The sequence below is a fragment of the Mycobacterium sp. Soil_C_30 genome (assembly GCF_057656995.1).
Genome location: NZ_JBDGJH010000023.1, coordinates 111777 through 131003 on the forward strand (window position 1 = coordinate 111777; position 19227 = coordinate 131003).

Sequence of the window (19227 nt, forward strand, 5' to 3'; positions counted from 1 at the left end):
CTCACATCGCCTTGGTCAGCCACTGCTGGAACCGGTGCCCCAGCACCACCGGGTCGATCAGTAGCAGCGGGGTGCCCGCCTCGTTGCCGGGTTCGATCCGGACGTGCAGGAACCACGGCCCGGGCACCTCGAAGCTCCGTTTCAGCGCCTCGTCCAGCAGCTCGGGGCTGTCGACCCTGGCCACTTCGAGATCCACCGACTCGGCGAAGCGGCCCAGGTCCACCGTCTGCGCCTGCGTGGGGATACCGGCGGTCGACGCGTAGACCCCGTTGTCCAGCAACACGATAACCAGGTTCTCCAGACCCAGGAAACCGGCTGTGATGGCCGCGCCCGGGTTCATCAGCAGCGAGCCGTCACCTTCGATGACCACGGTGCGCGTCACCCCGGTGCCTGCGGTGACCTGTGCGACGCCGGTACCCACCGAGATCGCCAGGCCCATCGCGTCGAGCAGGTAAAGATTGTTGTCCCGGTCGTCGATGGACGCCAGCTCACGGCTGGTGGCCGCACACGTGGCCACCACCGGCACGTCGGGGGTACGCGCCACCAGCGTGCGCAGCGCTTCGATGCGTTTCATGCCTTGGCTTTCGTATCGTTGTGGTCGAAGAACTCCATCAGCACCACCACCGGGCGGAAGGTCATCCGGGCGTGGGCGCCGGCTTCGGCGACCGTGGCGCCCCAGTCGCGCGGGGAATTGCGCCGATCCAGCGCGAATACCGGAATGCCACTGGCACGCAACATCTCCGGTACGGGTGCGGAGATGCTGTGGATCATGGAGTTGTACTCGGCCAGCCCACCGCGGGTGTTGGCGATGATCAGCATGGGCAGGTGGTAGGACACCGCCATGGTGGTCAGCGCAGTAAGAGCGTTACCGAATCCGTTGTCCTGCATCAGGATGACGCCGAACTTGCCGCCGAACGAATAGGCGCCGATAATTCCGACGGCCTCCTCTTCCCGTGAGACCGGGAACACCAGTGGCAGGTCACCGTCGTGCTGAGCCTGCAGGACACCGTTGATGATCGGGGCGATGCTCGCGCTGGGCACATAGGCGACGCCCTCGGGTCGCAACGCCTTGACGGCCTCGACCACCTCCCGGTGTCGTTCCTGGGTGATGGTCGGCGACATCGTCATTCGATCCTTCCGTTGGGTAGAACGGTGTCGGCGTGCGCCGCGGTGTGGTGCACCGACAGCGGCACGATCTTGGTGTTGTGCCAGCGCAGCAACCGCCACTGCCCCCCGTCACCGAGGACCCAGACGGCCGTAAAGCGGAACAGCAGGCTGCGGGAGACCCCACCGGCGGTCTTGCTGTGGCTGAGTACACCGCCCATCACGGCTCCCTCCCCCAGCATCCGGAGTTCGGTGTCGCGATGAACGAAGTGACCGTAGCGGGTGCGCCGGTCGGCGACGGAGGCCAGGTACTCGGTGCGATTCTCCGTACGCCCGGAGGCGTGGACGTAGACGAAATCGGGATCGAGCAGCCGCTTCAGCGCCGCGACGTCCGCGTCCTGCAGTGCACGGGTGCGCTGAATCTCTAGACGGCGCAGGAATTCGTCCGCTGTCGCGTCGGCGGTGTCGGCAATCATCAGAAGCTGCGCACCAGCCCGCCGTCCACCCGTAGTTGCACGCCGGTGATGTAGCCGGCGCGGTCACTGGCCAGAAAAGCCACCGCGACGCCGAATTCGTCGGGCTGCCCGTACCGGCCCGCAGGGATGGTGGCGGCCGACTGGCGGGCCACCTCGTCGGCCCCGATGCCCCGCCGTTCGGCTGCCGCCTGGTCGAGGCTGGCGACCCGGTCCGTGGCGATGCGCCCCGGGAGCACCATGTTGACGGTGACGCCGTCGGCGGCGGTCTCGGCGGCCAGTGTTTTGAGGTAGGCCGCCAGCGCGGCACGGCCGGTGTTGGACAGTGCGAGATTGGGCAGCGGCGCCTGAATTCCGCTGGACCCGATGCCGACGATGCGTCCCCAACCGCGCTCCCGCATACCGGGTAGCACCGCACGAACCAGTTCGACCTGGCGCAGCAGCAGTGTGTGCAGGGCCGTGCCGATCTGGAACTCGTCCAGATCGGTGGCAGGGGCGGGCGGCGGGCCGGGGCTGTTGAGCACCAGGATGTCCACCGGGCCGACGTGCTCGGTCACCTCGGCGAGCAGACGGCGCACCGAGTCGGGCTCGGTGAGGTCGAGTTCGACTCCACGGGAACCTGGCCAGGCCGCGGCGATGTCGCGGGCTTGCTCACCGCGGCGGCCGGTCACCACCACCTTGGCCTGTTCGGCGGCCAGACACTGGGCCGCGGCGCGGCCCAGCCCGCCGGTGGAGCCGAGCACCAACGCGGTGCGACCCTCGATACCGAGATCCACTATCCGACCAACCTTCTGTCGTCGGCGTCCACGCCGAGTGCTGCCAGATGTGCGCTCAGGATCGCGCCGAGCTCCGGTGGAAACACCGGCGCGGGTGCCCGCACCGCGGCGTCGGTGAGAATGCCGCGCCGGCGCATCGCCTCCTTGCGCAGTGCCAAGCCGATACCCGGCTGAGCCTCGAAGTTGGCAAGCGGCAACCATTTCGCGTAGGCGGAGTGCGCAGCGGCCACCCCGCCGTCGTCGTAGGCGCGGATGGCCTCCAGCAACGCCTCCGGCCGCGAGAAACCCGTCATGGCGCCGGCCGCACCCGCGGCAAGTTCGTCGATCAGGCCCACCCCGCCCAGGCCCCCGAACACCGGGACGTTGAGCCCTGCGGTGAGCCGGGCGATCGCCAGCGACGTGGGCGGTGCCTCCGCTTTGACGGCGACGACGAACGGGCAGGCTCGCACCACCTCCGTGAGCATTTCGGTGCTCACGGTGACGCCGCTGGCGACGGGATAGTCCTGCGCGACGATGCCCACCCCGCAGGCCTGGTGAATGGCGGTGAGGTGCTCGATGAGCAGTTCGGCGCGCGCGCTGTGCAATTGGACCATCAGAGCCCGCACCGCACCGCCACCGGCGTCGATGACGTTGTGTCCCTGTTCGATCGCCGGGGCGGTGCGCAGTGCGGACAATCCCACCAGTACCGCCGCCCCGCCGGCGGCGTTGACCACCGTGGCGGTGACGGCGGCTTGCTCGCGGCTGCTGAGCGCCGCGCCCTCACCGAAGACACCCAGCGCCACCACACCGGCGGCGCCGATGTCGGTGAACAGCCGCACCTGTCGGCGCAGCGAATCGACGTCCAGCTCGCGTGACGGCCCCGCGAACGGAGTGGCCAGGATGCCCCAGAGTCCGCGTTCGAGCACAGGCGTTGTCGTCATTCGGTTTTCACCGCCGGGATCTCGCCGCTGCGGATGGTGGCCAGCCGCACCCGCTCGTGGTCACGGCGGGCGTTGGCGCCCTTGAGCGCGGCGGTGACCTGCTCACCGGGTACCACGATCACGCCGTCACTGTCGGCGACCACCACGTCGTTGCGCCGGACCGTGCGGCCGCCCACCTCGACCTGCTCGCCGCGCACACCGGCATCGATTTTGGCGGCATGCCGCATCGCGATGCCCCGGGCGAACACAGGAAAGCCCAACGCCGCAATCTCTTCGACGTCGCGGATGGTCCCGTCGATCACCAGGCCCGCGACCCCACGCACATGCGCGATGGTGGCCAGGATCTCACCGAAGTAGCCGTACTCCCCCGCGCCGCCGTCGAACACGATGACCGAGCCTGCCGGCGCCTCTCGGACGGCATGCTGCAGTGCCAGGTTGTCGCCCTTGGTGCCGCGGGCCGGGAAAGCTGGTCCGGCTACGCGTGCGCCGGACCAGATGGGCCGGATCGCCGGGTCCACCCAGCAGTCCAGGCCGCTGCCCTCGTAGATGGTGCTGGTGCCCAGGTCGACGAAATTGTCGAGTTGTTCTGCGGTGCTCACGGTTTCCTCCAGTTGGTTGGTCAAGGGTTCTGACTCTGCTCGCGTGCCAGCGGCACGAGCTGATTCCACTGCTCTTCCAGGCTTGCCCAGGTGGTGTCCACCCACGCGGCGTCCTGGTATCCGAACACGTAGCCGCCCTGCTTCATCTGCTCCATGAACGCCGGGTCGGCCATCGCGTCGGTGCTGGCCTTCTCGAGGGCGTCCTGCAGGGTCTGGGACACCTCGGCGTCGAGGCCGGCGGGTGCGGTCACCACGTTGTAGGAATCCCACTGCAGTTCGTAACCCAGCGATGTTGCCGTCGGAACCCCGTCGAGACCCGGGATGGGATTCTGGTCCAGGGCGGCCAGTGCGCGGACCTCGCCGGTGGTGAGCTGGGAACGGAAGGTGGGCACGGTGCCCAGTGCCATGTCGACCTCCCCGCCGACGAGGGCGATGAGTTTCTCGCTGCCGGAGTCGAACGGCACGATCTTCAGATCGGTGCCGGTCGCCTGCATGAACCGCAGCGCCGCGATGTGGTCGTCACCGTTGAGGCCGTCGACCCCCACGGTGGTGGCGCCGGGCTGCGCCTTGGCGTCGGCGATCAGCGTCTGCAGGTCGTTCCACCGGCTCTTACCCGCCACGGCGACGATGCCCTGGAAGCGGTTGATCGCCCCGAGCGGCTCGAAGCTGTCGCGGTTGTAGGTCGCGCGCTTGTCGGGATCGATGTAGGCCAGCGTCGACGGCAGGTTGGTCAGGCCGATGGTGTAGCCGTCCGGGGCCGCGTTGGCCAACTCGGTGAGGGCCACCTGGCCGCCGGCACCCACCCGGTTGTCCACCACGACATCGGTGCCCAGCGCCTCGCTGAGGAATGGCTGCAGCGCCCGCACCAGCAGATCCGAGGAGCCTCCCGCCGTATACGGCATGAGGAAGGTGATCGGTTGTCCGCCGGGGAATTCCCCCGTGCTGGCGGTGTTCTCGCTCAGTGAGGAACATCCGGTGACCATGGTCAGGCCGGCGACGGAGGCGGCGATCGCCGCCCGTCGGAATGTTCTGCGAATCATGTGATCCTCCTTGATCAGTGGTTAACGGGGTTGGTCTTCTCCGCGGCCTGCGGTGGCCGCGACGGTAGGGGGTTCAGTGGGCGGGACTTCGGTTGCGGGGGCGGCGCCGGCCCGGGCGCGGACCATCCGCAGTGTGAACGGCAGTGCAAGGGTCAGGACGCCGATGGTCAGGAAGATCGCGGCGAACGGGCTGCCCCACAGGGTGCTGACGTCGCCGTCGGACAGCAGCAGCGCACGCACCAGGTTGGTTTCCAGGATGGGGCCGAGCACCATGGTCAGCGCGATGGGTGCCAGCGGGATGTCGGCTTTGCGCAGCCAGTACCCGACGATCCCGAAGACGCAGAGCACCAGGATGTTCAGTGCGGTGCCGTTGACCACGTAGGCGCCCAGCATCATCAGGCCCAGCACGATGCCGAACAGCACCGGATAGGGGATCCGCAGGATCAGCAGCCACACCCTGACCAGCGGCACGTTGAGCACCAGCAGGATGACGTTGCCGACGAAGAGGCTGGCGATGATGGCCCAGGCGATGTCCGGGTGATCGCGGAACAGCAACGGACCGGGTGTGAGTCCGTGCACCACGAAGGCGCCCATCAAGATCGCCATGGTCACCGAGGCCGGAATGCCCAGGGTGAACATCGGCACCATGGTGGCGATACCCAGCGAGTTGTTGGCGGTCTCGGGTCCGGCGACACCTTCCACCGCACCCTTGCCGAACTGGTCGCGGTGTTTACGCGACAGCCGTTTCTCCAGGACGTAGGACGCGAAGGTGGCGGTGGTACCCGGAGATCCGGGCAGCAGGCCGATGAGGAAGCCGATGATGCTGCCGCGGGCCATCGGGCCTGCGGAGCGTCGCCAATCCTCCCCAGTGGGAACCAACCTTCCCAGTTCGGGTTTGGCGCGCTTGATGATCCGGTTCTCCAGACCGACCAGCATCTCGCTGAGACCGAACAGGCCCATGATGACGGCCACCAGGTCGATGCCGTCGAACAACGCCGGAACACCACCGGTGAAGCGCGGGGTGCCCAACACCGGGTCCAGCCCCACCAAGCCGATGGCCAGACCGATCAGGGCGCTGATCAGACCCTTCGTCAGGCTTCGTCCCGTCAGCCCGACCACCAGCGCCAAACCGGCCACGCCGATGGCGAAGTACTCACGCGCGCCCAGACCCAGTGCGGCCTCGGCAAGCGGCGCCGCCAGGATCAGGCCGATGATGCCGACGGTGGCTCCGGCGAAGGAGCCCACGGCGGCGATCACCAGCGCGACGCCTCCGCGGCCCTGTTTGGCCATCGGGAAGCCGTCCAGAGTCGTTGCCACCGACGACGGTTCGCCGGGCACGTTCATCAGCACCGAGGTGATGGTGCCGCCGTACATCGAGCCGTAGAGAATCGCGGCGATCATGATTATGCCCGGCACCGGCCCGACGACGTACGTGACCGGCAGCAGCAACGCCATCGCGGCGGGCGGGCCGAAGCCGGGCAGGATTCCGACGACCATGCCCAGCACGCAGCCGGCAAGGGCGAACAGCAGATTGGCCGGCGTGAGGATGGTGCCGAAGCCGTTGAGCAGGTTGTAGATAGAGTCCATGTCGTCCTCCGGCGGTTAGAGCAGTCCCACCAGGAACGGGCGCAGTACCCCGGTGGGTAGTTGGATCCCGAGCGTGGTGGTGACCAGAAGGAAAGTTGTGAGCGCGAACAGGATTCCGGTGAGGACGCTGACGAGCCACCGGCCCCCCGCCAGCCGGATCACCGCAGCGACACACAGCGCGGCGGCGATCGGGTAACCGATGGGCACCAGAGCGAACGCCCCTACCACCAGGACCGCGACCGACAGGCCGGAACGCAACAGCGCCGAGCGATCCGGCGGCGGTTCGGTTTCCGCGTGCAGGCAGTGCGGACGGACCACCGACTCGCACAGGTAGACCAGCCCCAGAACCAGGATGGCGGCGCCCACGATGCCGGGGAACAGGCCCGGGCCGGGCAGTCCGCCGACCCACAGGGGGTAATTCCTGGCGCTGAACACGATGGCCGCACCCAGCGCGGTGACGACGACGGCCGACACCAGGTTCATCACACGGAAGGCGCGCGGGGTCCAGTGCGTCGATGCCTCGGCGGCCATCGCCTCCTCGGCACGCTCGGTGGCGTGCACGACGGCCCCCAGAAGGCTGTCCGCACTTGGCTTCTCAGTGTGACGGTTCATCGTCACCCACCACCTTGGCAATGTCGTCGAGCAACTGCAGTGAATCTTCAACCCGTTCCGGCGCCAGATGGTGCAATGCGTTCTGGATGGCGTAACAGATCAAGAAGGGCACGATGAGCGAGCGCTGGTTCGGGTTGGGACCACGCGGTGCGATCAAGAGTTGGTCGGGCACAGGGCGATACGTGAAGCCACCCTCGTCGGCGATGACGGCGGTGGTGGCGCCCCGTGCCGCGGCGACACCGTTGATTCGGTCCAGGCGGGCGTCCGGGCGCCGCAGGACGAACGACAGCAGCAGGTCACCCTCGGTGACGGTGGTCAGGTGCTCGGCGATGAGCCGCCCGCTGGTGGGCAGCGAGACGGCGTTGAGGCCGAAGCGACGGACCCGGCGCTCGAGAACGTTGAGGACCGCGCCGGCGTACGGAGGTCCGAACAACACCAGCCTGCGTGCGTCGATGATTCGCTGGGCAAGCTCGTCGATCTCGTCCTGGCTGACCTGGGCGGCCACCCGCTGCATGGCGGCCACCTCGTCATCGACCAACGCTGCCAGCGTGTACGTGCCCCGACTGCGTACCCGGTCGGCGCTCGACAGCTGAGTCCCGCTCTCCCCCGCCCGGGCCAGCTCGGCGCGCAACTCGCGGTAGCCGGAGTACCCGAGTTGACGGGCCAGCCGGATGACAGTGGCTTCGTGCACACCCAGTCGGGACGCGACCTCTGTGGCGCTCAACTGGGACATGTTCTGCGGGTCGGCGAGAAGCAGGTTGAGGGCACGACGGCTGGAGTCCGACAACGTCCCGTTCAGCTGACGTGCGACTTCCTGGATCCCCACGACACCGCCTCTCAAATCCTGCAATCCTGCGCAGGATGACAGGTTAGTGGCAGGCATCACAACAAGTCAACAAGCAGTTTCAGGTCACTCATTCGGCGTCGCTGGCCCTGTCGGAAAGGCATTCAAGGGCGTGAGCTGGCCTTATGCGGCGTCAGGCGACACTGGGCCCTCGGAATCCGTCGCGGAGCGCCGACGACGGAGGCGGTACCACATCAGCGCGAACAGGGCGCCGACGACCACCCCGACTCCGCCAACCAGCAGGCTGACCCGCGGGCTGCTGAGCTGTGCGACCAACCCCAGAATCGGGGCGGATGCCGCAGTGCCACCCATGAGGCACATCATCGCCAGGGCAGACGCCCGGCCGCGCCGGGCGTCGGAGACCAAGACCTGCACCAGCGCGATCGCGGGGTTCGTGGAGGTCTGTGCCAGGAGGCCCAGCACCGGGAGCAGCCCGGCGTACAGGCCGACCGACGGCGCGGCAGCGGCGGCCAGATTTGTCACACCCAGCGCGCACGCGACCACCGCCAGGTACCGCACGGTGACCACCTGCCGACGCGCCGACAGGATGGCGCCGCACAACGCCCCGACGGCCAGCAAGCTGGCGAGCAAACCGAATGTGGTAGCTCCCGCTTGAAAGGTGATGGTCGTCATCAGCACGTTGTTGGCGCGAAACACCAGGCCGAAGACGCCGACGGCGAGCAGCAGCAACAACACGGCGGTGATCTCCGGGCGCGGCGCCCGCGCCGCGTCGACCGCATCGTCGGCGGCGGCGGAAAGCTTGGTGGAGCGATCGACGAACCGACTCCGGTCGAGCCGACACAGCGCCAGCGCTGCGGCCGCGAAGCTCAGACAGTTGGCCAGGATCACCCAGCCGGCGGCATCCACGCCTGACCCGAGTGCGGCGATCAAGAGCCCGCCGACCGCGGGCCCGATCAACTGCGCGCTGTTGAAGGACGCAGAATTGAGTCCAACGGCGTTGGGCAGCAGATCATTCGGTACCAGCTCGGCGACGAACGCATGGCGGACCGGCGATTCCACCGCAGTAGCGCAGCCGAACCAGAGGATCAGTGCGAACAACACGGGCGACGACAGACTGCCGGCGATGGCCAGCATTCCGATCAACATGCTGGGCACGGCCATGTTGACCTGGTACAGCAGCAGCAACGTGCGCCGGTCGAATTTGTCGGCGATGACCCCGCCCGGGTAGGACAGCAGCAGCGCGGGCAGCAGCTGCGCCATGGTCGCAAAGCCCACTGCCGCAGCACTTTCCGTGAGCTGCCAGACCAGCCAGTCCTGGCCCACCCGGTGCATCCAGGTGCCGATGTTGGAGATGAGTGCGCCGCAAGCGTAAATGCGGTAGTTGGGCACTCTCACGGCGGCGAACGTCGTCACCGCGCGGTCAGGCCTCCTCCGGAACACCCGCCGCAGTGCCGTTCTCAAGCCATCCTGTCCGAATTAGCCACCTCGGGACAGCGAGTAGCGTTGTCCCGCATTGGATTCTGTTTACCGATGCCCGGCCTCAAAGCCGCAGCGCAGAAGCCGCGGCAGGATCACAGCGTACGCCAAGCCCTGCATGAGGGTCAGCGGGGCACCCGCAGCGTCCATACGTGGCCGCGGAAGTGCAGTACCGTGCGGCTGACGGGCGCGACGTCGACACGCCAGAAGGATTTCGGTGGTGCGTCGAGCACGGTGAGCACCGCGGCCCGGACCACCGCGGGATGAGTGACTGCGATCAGCCGTCCGCGGGTGGACGTCACCGAATCCATCCACCGGCGCACCCGGCTGACCAGGTGCACCACCGTCTCGCCGCCGTGCGGGGCGGCCGCGGCGTCGGTCAACCACAGCGCCAGTTCGGCGGGATCGACCCGGCCCAGAAAATCACCGCGCCAGCGACCGCAGTCCAGATCGGCGAGGTCCGGCTCGATTCGTGGTTGCAGACCCAGCAGTTCGGCGGTTTGCCGGACCCGCTTCTCGGGGCCGCACATCGCGCCGTCGAACATCCCCAGATCAACGGCGGCGTCGACCTGCCGCATACCGACGGAGTTCAGTGGTTCGTCGGTGGGAAACCGCCCGGACGCCATTGCATCCGTCATCGCATGGGACACCAGGGTCAGCCTGACGACCTCACTCACGAGTCACGCTGCGGGTTTCCCTGCTCCGTCGATCACAGCTGCATCTAAGCACGCAGATCCGCCTCCGGTGGCCTGAGCGGCCCCACAACGCCGAACGGCCGGTCACCCGTGATGGGTGACCGGCCGTCCGAGGACCGATTTGCTACTCGGCGGCAGTGGCCGCCAGATCGGGCTCCGCAGACGACTTCGGCGCACCGCTGAAGGTGAACCGCGCGTCCTCGCCGGCGCCCTGGCCGTCCCAGTTCTCGACATCGACGGTGACGAGCTGGCCGGGACCCACTTCTTCGAAGAGGATCTTCTCCGACAGCTGGTCCTCGATCTCGCGCTGGATGGTGCGCCGCAGCGGACGGGCACCCAGCACCGGATCGAAGCCACGCTTGGCCAGCAGAGCCTTCGCGTTCGGCGTCAGCTCCATCGTCATGTCCTTGGCCGCCAACTGCTTGCCGACCCGGCCGATCATCAGGTCGACCATCCGGATGATCTCGTCCTGAGTCAGCTGGTGGAAGACGATGATGTCGTCGATACGGTTGAGGAACTCAGGCCGGAAGTGCTTCTTGAGCTCGTCGTTGACCTTGAGCTTCATCCGCTCGTAGTTGTTCTCGCCGCCACCGGAGGAGAAGCCGAGGCCCACCGCCTTCGAGATGTCGGAGGTACCCAGGTTCGAGGTGAAGATCAGCACGGTGTTCTTGAAGTCGACCGTGCGACCCTGACCGTCGGTGAGGCGGCCGTCCTCGAGGACCTGCAACAGGGTGTTGTAGATCTCCTGGTGCGCCTTCTCGATCTCGTCGAACAGCACCACCGAGAACGGCTTGCGGCGCACCTTCTCGGTGAGCTGGCCGCCCTCTTCGTACCCGACGTACCCGGGAGGGGCACCGAACAGCCGCGACGCGGTGAAGCGGTCGTGGAACTCGCCCATGTCGATCTGGATGAGCGCGTCGTCGTCGCCGAACAGGAAGTTGGCCAGCGCCTTGGACAGCTCGGTCTTACCGACACCGGACGGGCCGGCGAAGATGAACGAACCGGACGGGCGCTTCGGGTCCTTCAACCCGGCACGGGTACGGCGGATCGCCTTGGAGACGGCCCGGACGGCATCCTCCTGGCCGATGATCCGCTTGTGCAGCTCGTCTTCCATGCGCAGGAGACGGGTGGTCTCTTCCTCGGTCAGCTTGAACACCGGGATACCGGTCCAGTTGCCCAGCACCTCGGCGATCTGCTCGTCATCGACCTCCGCAACCACGTCGAGATCACCGGAACGCCACTGCTTCTCGCGCTCAGCACGCTGGGCGACCAGCTGCTTCTCGCGGTCGCGCAGGTTCGCGGCCTTCTCGAAGTCCTGCGCGTCGATCGCGGACTCCTTCTCCCGGCGCGCGTCGGCGATCTTCTCGTCGAACTCACGCAGGTCTGGCGGAGCGGTCATCCGGCGGATACGCATCCGGGCACCGGCCTCGTCGATCAGGTCGATCGCCTTGTCCGGCAGGAACCGGTCGTTGATGTAGCGGTCGGCCAGGGTGGCCGCCGCGGCGATGGCACCGTCGGTGATGGACACCCGGTGGTGCGCCTCGTAGCGGTCGCGCAGCCCCTTGAGGATCAAGATGGTGTGCTCGACCGTCGGCTCACCCACCTGGACCGGCTGGAACCGGCGCTCCAGAGCGGCGTCCTTCTCGATGTACTTGCGGTACTCGTCGAGGGTGGTGGCACCGATGGTCTGCAGCTCGCCGCGGGCCAGCTTCGGCTTCAGGATCGAGGCCGCGTCGATGGCGCCCTCGGCGGCACCTGCACCCACGAGCGTGTGCAGCTCGTCGATGAACAGGATGATGTCGCCGCGGGTGTTGATCTCCTTGAGCACCTTCTTCAGGCGCTCCTCGAAGTCACCGCGGTACCGGCTGCCGGCGACCAGCGAGCCGAGGTCGAGCGTGTAGAGCTGCTTGTCCTTCAGCGTCTCGGGCACGTCGCCGTGCACGATCGCCTGGGCCAGGCCCTCGACGACGGCGGTCTTACCGACACCGGGCTCGCCGATCAGCACCGGGTTGTTCTTGGTGCGCCGGCTCAGCACCTGCATGACGCGCTCGATTTCCTTCTCGCGGCCGATGACCGGATCGAGCTTGCCTTCCATGGCGGCGGCGGTGAGGTTACGGCCGAACTGGTCCAGGACCAATGACGTAGAAGGATTGCCGGTTTCCCCGCCTCTCCCGCCCGTCCCCGCTTCGGCGGTCTCCTTGCCCTGGTAACCGCTCAGCAGCTGGATGACCTGCTGGCGCACGCGGGTGAGCTCGGCACCGAGTTTCACCAGCACCTGGGCTGCGACACCTTCACCCTCACGGATCAGGCCGAGCAGAATGTGCTCGGTGCCGATGTAGTTGTGGCCGAGCTGCAGCGCTTCGCGCAGCGACAGCTCGAGCACCTTCTTGGCGCGGGGGGTGAACGGAATGTGACCGGACGGCGCCTGCTGACCTTGGCCGATGATCTCTTCGACCTGGCTGCGCACTCCCTCGAGGGAAATGCCCAGCGACTCGAGCGACTTGGCGGCTACGCCCTCACCCTCGTGAATAAGTCCCAACAGGATGTGCTCGGTACCGATGTAGTTGTGGTTCAGCATCCGGGCTTCTTCTTGAGCCAGGACGACGACCCGACGGGCACGGTCGGTGAATCTCTCGAACATCCGTGTTTACCTGCTCTCCTTGACTAGGCGGGCGCCGAAGCAGCAAGTGCACAGCACCCTGACGTCCACTGTAATGGGCGGCCGCCCCAGACGCCTCGCCTTGGGGCCCCCTGTGTGGACGCATCAGAGCAACGCAGAGAAATACGGTTTCGTTTCCGGTGGTCGCGTGTTGGCGGTTCGCCGCTAGCGAAAAGGCCCGATGGCCGCCGAATGAGGTCAGGTGGCGGCGTGGAAGGCGTCGATGACGTCAGCCGGGATGCGGCCGCGGGTGGAGACGTTGTGGCCGTTGCGACGGGCCCACTCCCGGATGGCGGCGCTCTGCTCGCGGTCGATTGCGGCCCGGCCACGCCCGGTGGCGGCGGCTGCCCGGCCCCGACGACGACCGCCGACCCGGCGGCTGGCTTCGACCCAGGGCTTCAGGTCATTGCGCAGTTTCGTGGCGTTTTTACTCGAAAGGTCGATCTCGTACGTCACCCCGTCGATCGCGAATTCGACTGTTTCGTCGGCGGCACCCTCACCATCGAAATCATCGACCAAGGTGACGGTTACTTTTTTCGCCATTCGCTCACTGAACCCTTCTACAAGTGGACCCGCACATGGGAGTGCCGGATTGGCAAGCTACCCATCAGTATCCAATGTGCCATAGCAATCTACCAAACACCCGCGCCGCAGGTAGGCGACTTTCACATGTGCTAGCCGTGACGACGGACAATCGGGAACAAAACTGTCTCCCGAATTGACAAGCCTGTTAACGCCATCAACAAGCGATCGATACCCATTCCGGTTCCCGTGGTCGGCGGCATCGCATATTCCATGGCCGCCAGGAAATCCTCGTCGAGCGCCATCGCCTCGTCATCTCCGGCGGCGGCCGCGCGCGCCTGAGCTGCGAAACGCTCCCGCTGCACGATCGGATCGATCAATTCCGAATAACCGGTCGCCAGCTCGAATCCGCGTACATACAGATCCCATTTCTCCGTGACCCCCGGAATGCTGCGGTGCTGGCGGGTCAGCGGTGTTGTCTCGACCGGGAAATCACGAACGAACGTCGGCGCCCACAAGTGGTCACCGACGGTGTGCTCCCACAGCTCTTCGACCAGCTTGCCATGGCCGTAGCCCCGATCGCGCGGCAGCTCCAGGCCCAACCGCTCCGAAATGCCCCACAAGACATCGGCATCGGTTCCGGGGGTGATCTCCTCGCCCAACGCTTCCGACAATGACGGGTACATCGAAATCGTGGCCCACTCGCCGTCGATATCGTAGACGGACCCATCGGGTTGAGGCAGTTGCCTGGTGCCGATCGCCTCGTCTGCCACTTCTTGAATAACCTCGCGCGTCACCAGCGCGGAATCGTCATATGTGCCATAAGCCTGGTATGTCTCCAACATCGAGAATTCCGGTGAATGTGTTGAATCCGCACCTTCGTTTCGGAAGTTGCGATTCAGCTCGAACACCTTGTCCAGACCGCCGACGACACAACGCTTCAAGAACAGTTCGGGTGCGATACGCAGGTACAGGTCGGCATCGAGCGCATTGGAGTGCGTGATGAACGGCCGGGCTGCCGCACCACCAGCCAAAGTCTGCAACATCGGCGTCTCGACTTCGAGGAATTCCCGGCGCTCCAAAGCCGAACGCACGGCCCGAACAACTGCGATTCGTTGCCGTGCAATGGTGCGCGCCTGCGGGCGGACGATGAGGTCCACATAACGTTGCCGCACGCGGGATTCCTCATTCATCTCCTTGTGCGCCACGGGCAGCGGTCGCAGCGCCTTGGAGGCCATGTGCCACGAATCGGCCAACACGGAGAGTTCACCGCGGCGGGAGCTGATCACCTGACCGTGCACGAACACGATGTCGCCCAGGTCGACGTCGGCCTTCCACGCATCCAGGGATTCCTGCCCGACGCTGTTGAAGCTGATCATCACCTGGAGGTGGGTGCCGTCACCGTCCTGCAGGGTGGCGAAGCAGAGCTTGCCGGAGTTGCGCGCGAACACCACCCGGCCCGCGATGCCGACGATCTCACCGGTTTCGGTGTCGGCAGCCAGTTCGGGGTAGGCCGCGCGGATCTGCGCCAGTGTGTGAGTGCGCTGCACCTCGACCGGGTAAGGGTCCTTGCCTTCCTCGAGCAGCCGTTCCCGCTTGGCCTGGCGGATGCGGAACTGTTCTGGGAGGTCGTCTTCGGCGGCGTTGATATCGGCAGAGCTCACGACGTCTGAGCTTAAATGACCGCCGCACCCTAAATTGAACGCGTGAGCTCGCAGGTTGAACCAAGAGCAGCGATCGACCACACGGCCGTGGCCACGCTGGCCGCCGAACCCGTCGACTCGTTTCTCAAGGGGTTGCCGGCTTCGTGGTCGGGACGCACACCTGCCGACATCTGCGCGGCACGGCCCGAGCTCTTCGCCGCCGGACCGTTCTCCCCGGTCTGCGTGCTGAACGGTCCGGCGTTGACCCACAACCTGGCCACCATGGCGCGCTGGTGCACCGAACGCGGGGTGCGGCTGGCCCCTCACGGCAAGACGCACATGTCTCCCCAGTTGCTGGCGATGCAGTTCGACGCGGGCGCGGTGGCGGTCACGGCAGCCACCATCGGGCAGGTGCGCACGTTTCGCGCCTTCGGCGTGCGCGACGTGGTGTTGGCCAACGAACTGGTCGACCGTGCCGGATTGCGTTGGCTGGCAGGCGAACTGAACCGCCATCCCGAATTCCGGCTGGTGTGCTGGGCGGATTCCACGGCAGGTGTGGCGATCATGGAGGACGAGCTGGACGCCGCGGGCCTGCACCGGCCAGTCGAGGTCTGCGTCGAAGTGGGCGCAGCGGGCGGACGCACCGGCGCCCGCTCGGCCGAGGACATCGATGCGGTGGCCCGGGCCGTGGTCGCGGCCCGACATCTGCGCCTGACGGGCGTCGCGGGCTACGAGGCAGCCCTGGGACACGACGTCTCGGAATCCGCGCGGGACGGCATCCGCCGGTACCTGTCGTCGATGCGCGACACCGTCGTGCGCTTGGCGCCGCTGGTGGAGGCAGACGAGCTGCTGGTGACCGCCGGCGGCAGCACACACTTTGATCTGGTCGCCGAGATGCTCACCGGCTGGCCCGCGGGAATCCACGTGCGCACCGTCCTGCGCAGCGGCTGCTACCTCACCCATGACGACGGGCTGTACCAGCGCACGTCACCGCTGACCAGGGACCAACACCACGGACTCCGGCCCGCGCTGAGTGTGTGGGCGCAGGTGGTGTCGCGGCCGGAGCCGCAGCTGGCGCTGGTCAGCATGGGGCGCCGGGACGTCTCGTTCGACGCCGGCCTGCCCGTACCGAAGGATCTGGCCGGCGCCGCTGTCACCGCGCTCAACGATCAGCACGCCTTCATATCGCTGCCTGGTGAGTCGGCGGTCCGGGTGGGCGACTGGCTGGAGTTCGGGATCTCGCATCCCTGCACCACGTTCGACAAGTGGCCAATGATCCCGGTGCTGGACGCCGACCGCCGCGTCACCGAGCTGGTGCGAACCTTCTTCTGATCAGGTCTGTGCAGCCCGGCCCTAGGTGGCCGAGCGCAGCTTGCGCTGATGATCGCGGTTGCGTTCGTACACCAGCCGCAGGCCGTCCAGCGTCAAGTAACGGTCGTAGACCGCCTCGGCGCGCAGATCGGGCAGCAGCAACGGCGCCGTGTGTCCGGTCGCCACCACCACCACGTCGTCACCGGCGAAGCCGTCGACATCACTGCGGATCCGGCTGATCAGGCCGTCGACCAGGCCCGCGAATCCGAACACGGCCCCGGCCTGCATGCATTCGACGGTGTTCTTGCCCACCACCGAGCGCGGCCGGGTGAGCTCCACGCGGCGCAGCGCGGCCGACCGGGCGGCCGCGGCGTCGGAGGACACCTGGATGCCGGGTGCGATGGCACCGCCGAGGAACTCACCTTTGGCCGACACCACATCCACACAGATCGACGAGCCGAAGTCGACGACGATCGCCGGCGCCTGATGTTTGTGGAATGCGGCCAGGCAGTTGACGATCCGGTCGGCCCCCACTTCTTTGGGATTGTCCACCAGCAGCGGTATCCCGGTGCGGATGCCCGGCTCGATCAGCACATGAGTCACCGACGGCCAGTACTGGTCGAGCATCACCCGGACCTCGTGCAGCACCGAGGGCACCGTGGACAGGCTCACCACACCGGTCAGCCGGTCGGAATCGTCACCGATCAGACCGTCGATGGTCAGCGCCAGCTCATCGGCTGTCACCTCAGCCTCGGTACGAATCCTCCACTGCTGCACCACTTTTGCATGATCACCCGCACCGGAGATCAACCCGACCACGGTGTGGGTGTTGCGGACGTCGATCGCGAGCAGCACGGTCAGTTTCTCCAGGGCAGTTCGTGATGCTGCTCGGCGCCGGCATACTCGCCGCGCTGCGAGCCGGAATTGCCCAGCTCGATGGCGATGTTGTCCAGCAGCCGGGTGGCTCCGAGCCGTGCGGCGATCAGCAACCGGCCTTGTCCCACAGAAGGATTCGGCTCCAGTCCGGGGCCACGCACCTCCAGATAGTCCAGTTCGATCGCGGGCACCTCATCGAGCACCGCGCGCGCCGCATCCACCGCGGCACCGGTGCCGCCGGACGCCGCGTACATGCCTGCCAGCAGTGCCGCCGACAGTGCACCGGCTTGTTCGCGCTGCTCGGCGTCGAGGTACCGGTTACGGGAGGACATCGCCAGTCCATCGGCCTCCCGGACGATCGGCACGCCGACCACCCGGGTGTCGATGTTGAGGTCGGCGACCATCTGACGGATCAGCACCAGCTGCTGGTAGTCCTTCTCGCCGAAGAAAGCCCGGTCGGGCCGCACGATCTGCAGCAGCTTCAACACCACGGTCAGCATCCCGGCGAAATGTGTTGGCCGGACGGCCCCTTCGAGGTCACCGCCGAGACTGCCGGGATGCACCGAGGTCCGGGGCCCCTCCGGGTACATGGCGGACGCGGTGGGGGTGAACACGATCTCGACGTCCTCGGCCCGCAGCAGCTCCAGATCGGTGTCCAGCGTGCGCGGATAGGCGTCGAGATCCTCACCGGGACCGAACTGCAGGGGGTTGACGAAAATCGACACCACCACAACGGCGCCGGGTACCTTCTTGGCGGCCCGCACCAGCGCCAGGTGACCCTCGTGCAGAGCACCCATGGTCGGCACCAGCATCACCCGCCGCCCGGTGTGCCGCAACGCCCGGGTGACGTCGGACACCGCCGCCGGCGAGGTGTAGGTGTTGAGCTGTCCGGCGGTGAACGCCGGCGGTCTCGAAGATTGTGCGGTCACCGGTCGAGCACCTCGAATACCTCCTTCGGCGCGTGGGCTCGCTGCGCGGTACGCAGCGAGGCGGCGCGGTACGCCTCCGCCAGTTCAGGATCGGCCTCGGCCAGTGCGGCGAGGTGCCCGGCGACGGCGGCGGCGTCACCGCGCGCGACGGGTCCGGTGAGCGCCGCTTGGCCGCGCTGCAGGGTGTTCTCCAGAGCCGCCCGCGCCAGCGGGGCGATCACGCGCTCGGCCAGGCCGCCGGGGTCGTCTCCCACCAGTTCCTGGCCCAGCAGTTCCTGGCCGGCGATGGCGGCGCGCAACGCTTCGAGGGCGTCGGCGACCACGGTCACGAGGTGGTTGCCCGCGTGCGCCAGGGCCGCGTGGTACAGCGTGCGGGCGTCTTCCCGGACGCGGAACGGTTCGCCACCGATCTCGAGTACCAACGACTGCGCGATCGCGTACCCGATCTCGTCGGCGGCGGTGATACCGAAGCAGGTACCGGGCAGGCGGGCGATGTCCTCGTCCGAACCGGTGAACGTCATCGCCGGGTGGATCGCCAGCGGCACACAGCCCTGCGCGGCCAGCGGTGCCAGCACGCCGATTCCGTTGGCGCCGGAGGTGTGCACCACGATGGCGCCCGGGGTCACCGCCGAGGTGGCGGCCAGGCCGACGACCAGCCCGGCCAGTTCGGTATCCGGGACGGCGAGGATCAGCAGTTCCGCGGCGCGAGCCACCTCGTCGACGGGTAACACCCGGGTGTCCGGCAGTCGGCGCTGCGCACGCTGGCGGGAGGCGCTGGAGATGGCACTGCACGCGACGACGACGTGTTCGGCGTCCTCGAGCGCCACCCCGAGGGCGGTGCCGACGCGGCCCGCGGAAATGATGCCGACTTTGAGCCGGGCCGGGCGCAACCCGTTGGGGGTCCCCATGCTGACGACCTCACTGACGTCACGATCTGTTCGGTCCGGTCCCGCGGTCTCGGGGTACTGGACGGTCTGGCGAAAAGACTAGTCGCACTGCGCCTGGGCGTGACAATCAGTCTTCCCGCCGGCGGCGACGGCCGCCGGGCGCCGCCTCGCCCGCCTGCAGTCTGGCGAGCAGCTCGGCGACCGACTGCCCGCCGGTGGGCGGACCGGAATCCTCGTCGTCGGGCCCGCGGTGCCGGGGGGCGGGACCAGACGGCTCCTCCGGCGGCGTCTGCTCGGTCTCGGCAGCGGGCTG

19 protein-coding genes and 1 pseudogene are annotated in these 19227 nt (G+C 67.3%); 1 reads left to right on the top strand and 19 read right to left on the bottom strand.

Annotation, left to right across the window (positions count from 1 at the left end; translation table 11 throughout):
- Position 1 precedes the first annotated feature (1 nt).
- The 15 genes from AC3A6P_RS30155 to lysS form a co-directional block, all read right to left on the bottom strand.
- Positions 2 to 574 (bottom strand): thiamine pyrophosphate-dependent enzyme, encoded by a 573-nt coding sequence (locus AC3A6P_RS30155; protein WP_487696050.1) that lies wholly within the window; start codon positions 572 to 574, stop codon positions 2 to 4.
- A complete protein-coding gene (locus tag AC3A6P_RS30160; RefSeq protein WP_487696051.1) occupies positions 571 to 1128 on the bottom strand; it encodes a thiamine pyrophosphate-binding protein in 558 nt (185 codons plus the stop codon). Before AC3A6P_RS30160 ends, AC3A6P_RS30155 begins: the two co-directional genes overlap by 4 nt.
- Positions 1125 to 1580 carry a nuclear transport factor 2 family protein gene (locus AC3A6P_RS30165; RefSeq protein ID WP_487696052.1) on the bottom strand — a complete coding sequence of 152 codons (456 nt, stop codon included), beginning with the start codon at positions 1578 to 1580 and terminating at the stop codon, positions 1125 to 1127. The genes AC3A6P_RS30160 and AC3A6P_RS30165 overlap by 4 nt, the downstream gene beginning before the upstream one ends.
- On the bottom strand, positions 1580 to 2353 hold the full coding sequence (locus AC3A6P_RS30170; RefSeq protein ID WP_487696053.1) for an SDR family oxidoreductase: 774 nt from the start codon (positions 2351 to 2353) through the stop codon (positions 1580 to 1582). The genes AC3A6P_RS30165 and AC3A6P_RS30170 overlap by 1 nt, the downstream gene beginning before the upstream one ends.
- Positions 2353 to 3273 carry a dihydrodipicolinate synthase family protein gene (locus AC3A6P_RS30175; protein ID WP_487696054.1) on the bottom strand — a complete coding sequence of 307 codons (921 nt, stop codon included), beginning with the start codon at positions 3271 to 3273 and terminating at the stop codon, positions 2353 to 2355. Before AC3A6P_RS30175 ends, AC3A6P_RS30170 begins: the two co-directional genes overlap by 1 nt.
- On the bottom strand, positions 3270 to 3896 hold the full coding sequence (locus AC3A6P_RS30180; protein ID WP_487696055.1) for an RraA family protein: 627 nt from the start codon (positions 3894 to 3896) through the stop codon (positions 3270 to 3272). Before AC3A6P_RS30180 ends, AC3A6P_RS30175 begins: the two co-directional genes overlap by 4 nt.
- Positions 3893 to 4912, bottom strand: a complete 1020-nt coding sequence (locus tag AC3A6P_RS30185; RefSeq protein ID WP_487696056.1) for a tripartite tricarboxylate transporter substrate binding protein — start codon at positions 4910 to 4912, stop codon at positions 3893 to 3895. Before AC3A6P_RS30185 ends, AC3A6P_RS30180 begins: the two co-directional genes overlap by 4 nt.
- A gap of 21 nt (positions 4913 to 4933) precedes the next feature.
- A complete protein-coding gene (locus AC3A6P_RS30190) occupies positions 4934 to 6499 on the bottom strand; it encodes a tripartite tricarboxylate transporter permease (protein ID WP_487696057.1) in 1566 nt (521 codons plus the stop codon).
- A 15-nt stretch (positions 6500 to 6514) separates the two neighbouring features.
- Entirely contained in the window at positions 6515 to 7111 is a 597-nt protein-coding gene (locus AC3A6P_RS30195) for a tripartite tricarboxylate transporter TctB family protein (RefSeq protein WP_487696058.1), read from the bottom strand.
- Complete coding sequence (locus AC3A6P_RS30200) at positions 7095 to 7937, bottom strand: MurR/RpiR family transcriptional regulator (protein ID WP_487696059.1); 843 nt, start codon at positions 7935 to 7937, stop codon at positions 7095 to 7097. The genes AC3A6P_RS30195 and AC3A6P_RS30200 overlap by 17 nt, the downstream gene beginning before the upstream one ends.
- 141 nt (positions 7938 to 8078) lie before the next feature.
- A complete protein-coding gene (locus tag AC3A6P_RS30205) occupies positions 8079 to 9329 on the bottom strand; it encodes an MFS transporter (RefSeq protein WP_487696060.1) in 1251 nt (416 codons plus the stop codon).
- Positions 9330 to 9517: 188 nt separating this feature from the next.
- Positions 9518 to 10069, bottom strand: a complete 552-nt coding sequence (locus AC3A6P_RS30210) for a histidine phosphatase family protein (RefSeq protein WP_487696061.1) — start codon at positions 10067 to 10069, stop codon at positions 9518 to 9520.
- A gap of 142 nt (positions 10070 to 10211) precedes the next feature.
- On the bottom strand, positions 10212 to 12728 hold the full coding sequence (clpC1, locus tag AC3A6P_RS30215; RefSeq protein WP_487696062.1) for an ATP-dependent protease ATP-binding subunit ClpC: 2517 nt from the start codon (positions 12726 to 12728) through the stop codon (positions 10212 to 10214).
- A 216-nt stretch (positions 12729 to 12944) separates the two neighbouring features.
- The gene (gene lsr2, locus AC3A6P_RS30220) at positions 12945 to 13289 is read right to left on the bottom strand and encodes a histone-like nucleoid-structuring protein Lsr2 (protein ID WP_487696063.1); all 345 of its coding nucleotides are present in this window, start codon (positions 13287 to 13289) and stop codon (positions 12945 to 12947) included.
- A 131-nt stretch (positions 13290 to 13420) separates the two neighbouring features.
- Complete coding sequence (lysS, locus tag AC3A6P_RS30225; protein ID WP_487696071.1) at positions 13421 to 14917, bottom strand: lysine--tRNA ligase; 1497 nt, start codon at positions 14915 to 14917, stop codon at positions 13421 to 13423.
- Positions 14918 to 14974: 57 nt separating this feature from the next.
- On the opposite strand from lysS, the gene AC3A6P_RS30230 reads away from it, so the two are divergent.
- The gene (locus tag AC3A6P_RS30230; protein WP_487696064.1) at positions 14975 to 16243 is read left to right on the top strand and encodes a type III PLP-dependent enzyme domain-containing protein; all 1269 of its coding nucleotides are present in this window, start codon (positions 14975 to 14977) and stop codon (positions 16241 to 16243) included.
- 21 nt (positions 16244 to 16264) lie between these two features.
- Here the strand turns inward: AC3A6P_RS30230 and AC3A6P_RS30235 are convergent, their stop codons facing one another.
- The 4 genes and pseudogenes from AC3A6P_RS30235 to AC3A6P_RS30250 form a co-directional block, all read right to left on the bottom strand.
- Positions 16265 to 17077 carry a type III pantothenate kinase gene (locus tag AC3A6P_RS30235; protein WP_487696065.1) on the bottom strand — a complete coding sequence of 271 codons (813 nt, stop codon included), beginning with the start codon at positions 17075 to 17077 and terminating at the stop codon, positions 16265 to 16267.
- 2 nt (positions 17078 to 17079) lie between these two features.
- Positions 17080 to 18027 (bottom strand): pantoate--beta-alanine ligase, encoded by a 948-nt coding sequence (gene panC / locus AC3A6P_RS30240; protein ID WP_487696066.1) that lies wholly within the window; start codon positions 18025 to 18027, stop codon positions 17080 to 17082.
- Entirely contained in the window at positions 18024 to 18935 is a 912-nt protein-coding gene (locus AC3A6P_RS30245; RefSeq protein ID WP_487696067.1) for a Rossmann-like and DUF2520 domain-containing protein, read from the bottom strand. Before AC3A6P_RS30245 ends, panC begins: the two co-directional genes overlap by 4 nt.
- A 106-nt stretch (positions 18936 to 19041) precedes the next feature.
- Positions 19042 to 19227: pseudogene (locus AC3A6P_RS30250) on the bottom strand (DUF6779 domain-containing protein); the annotation flags it as partial.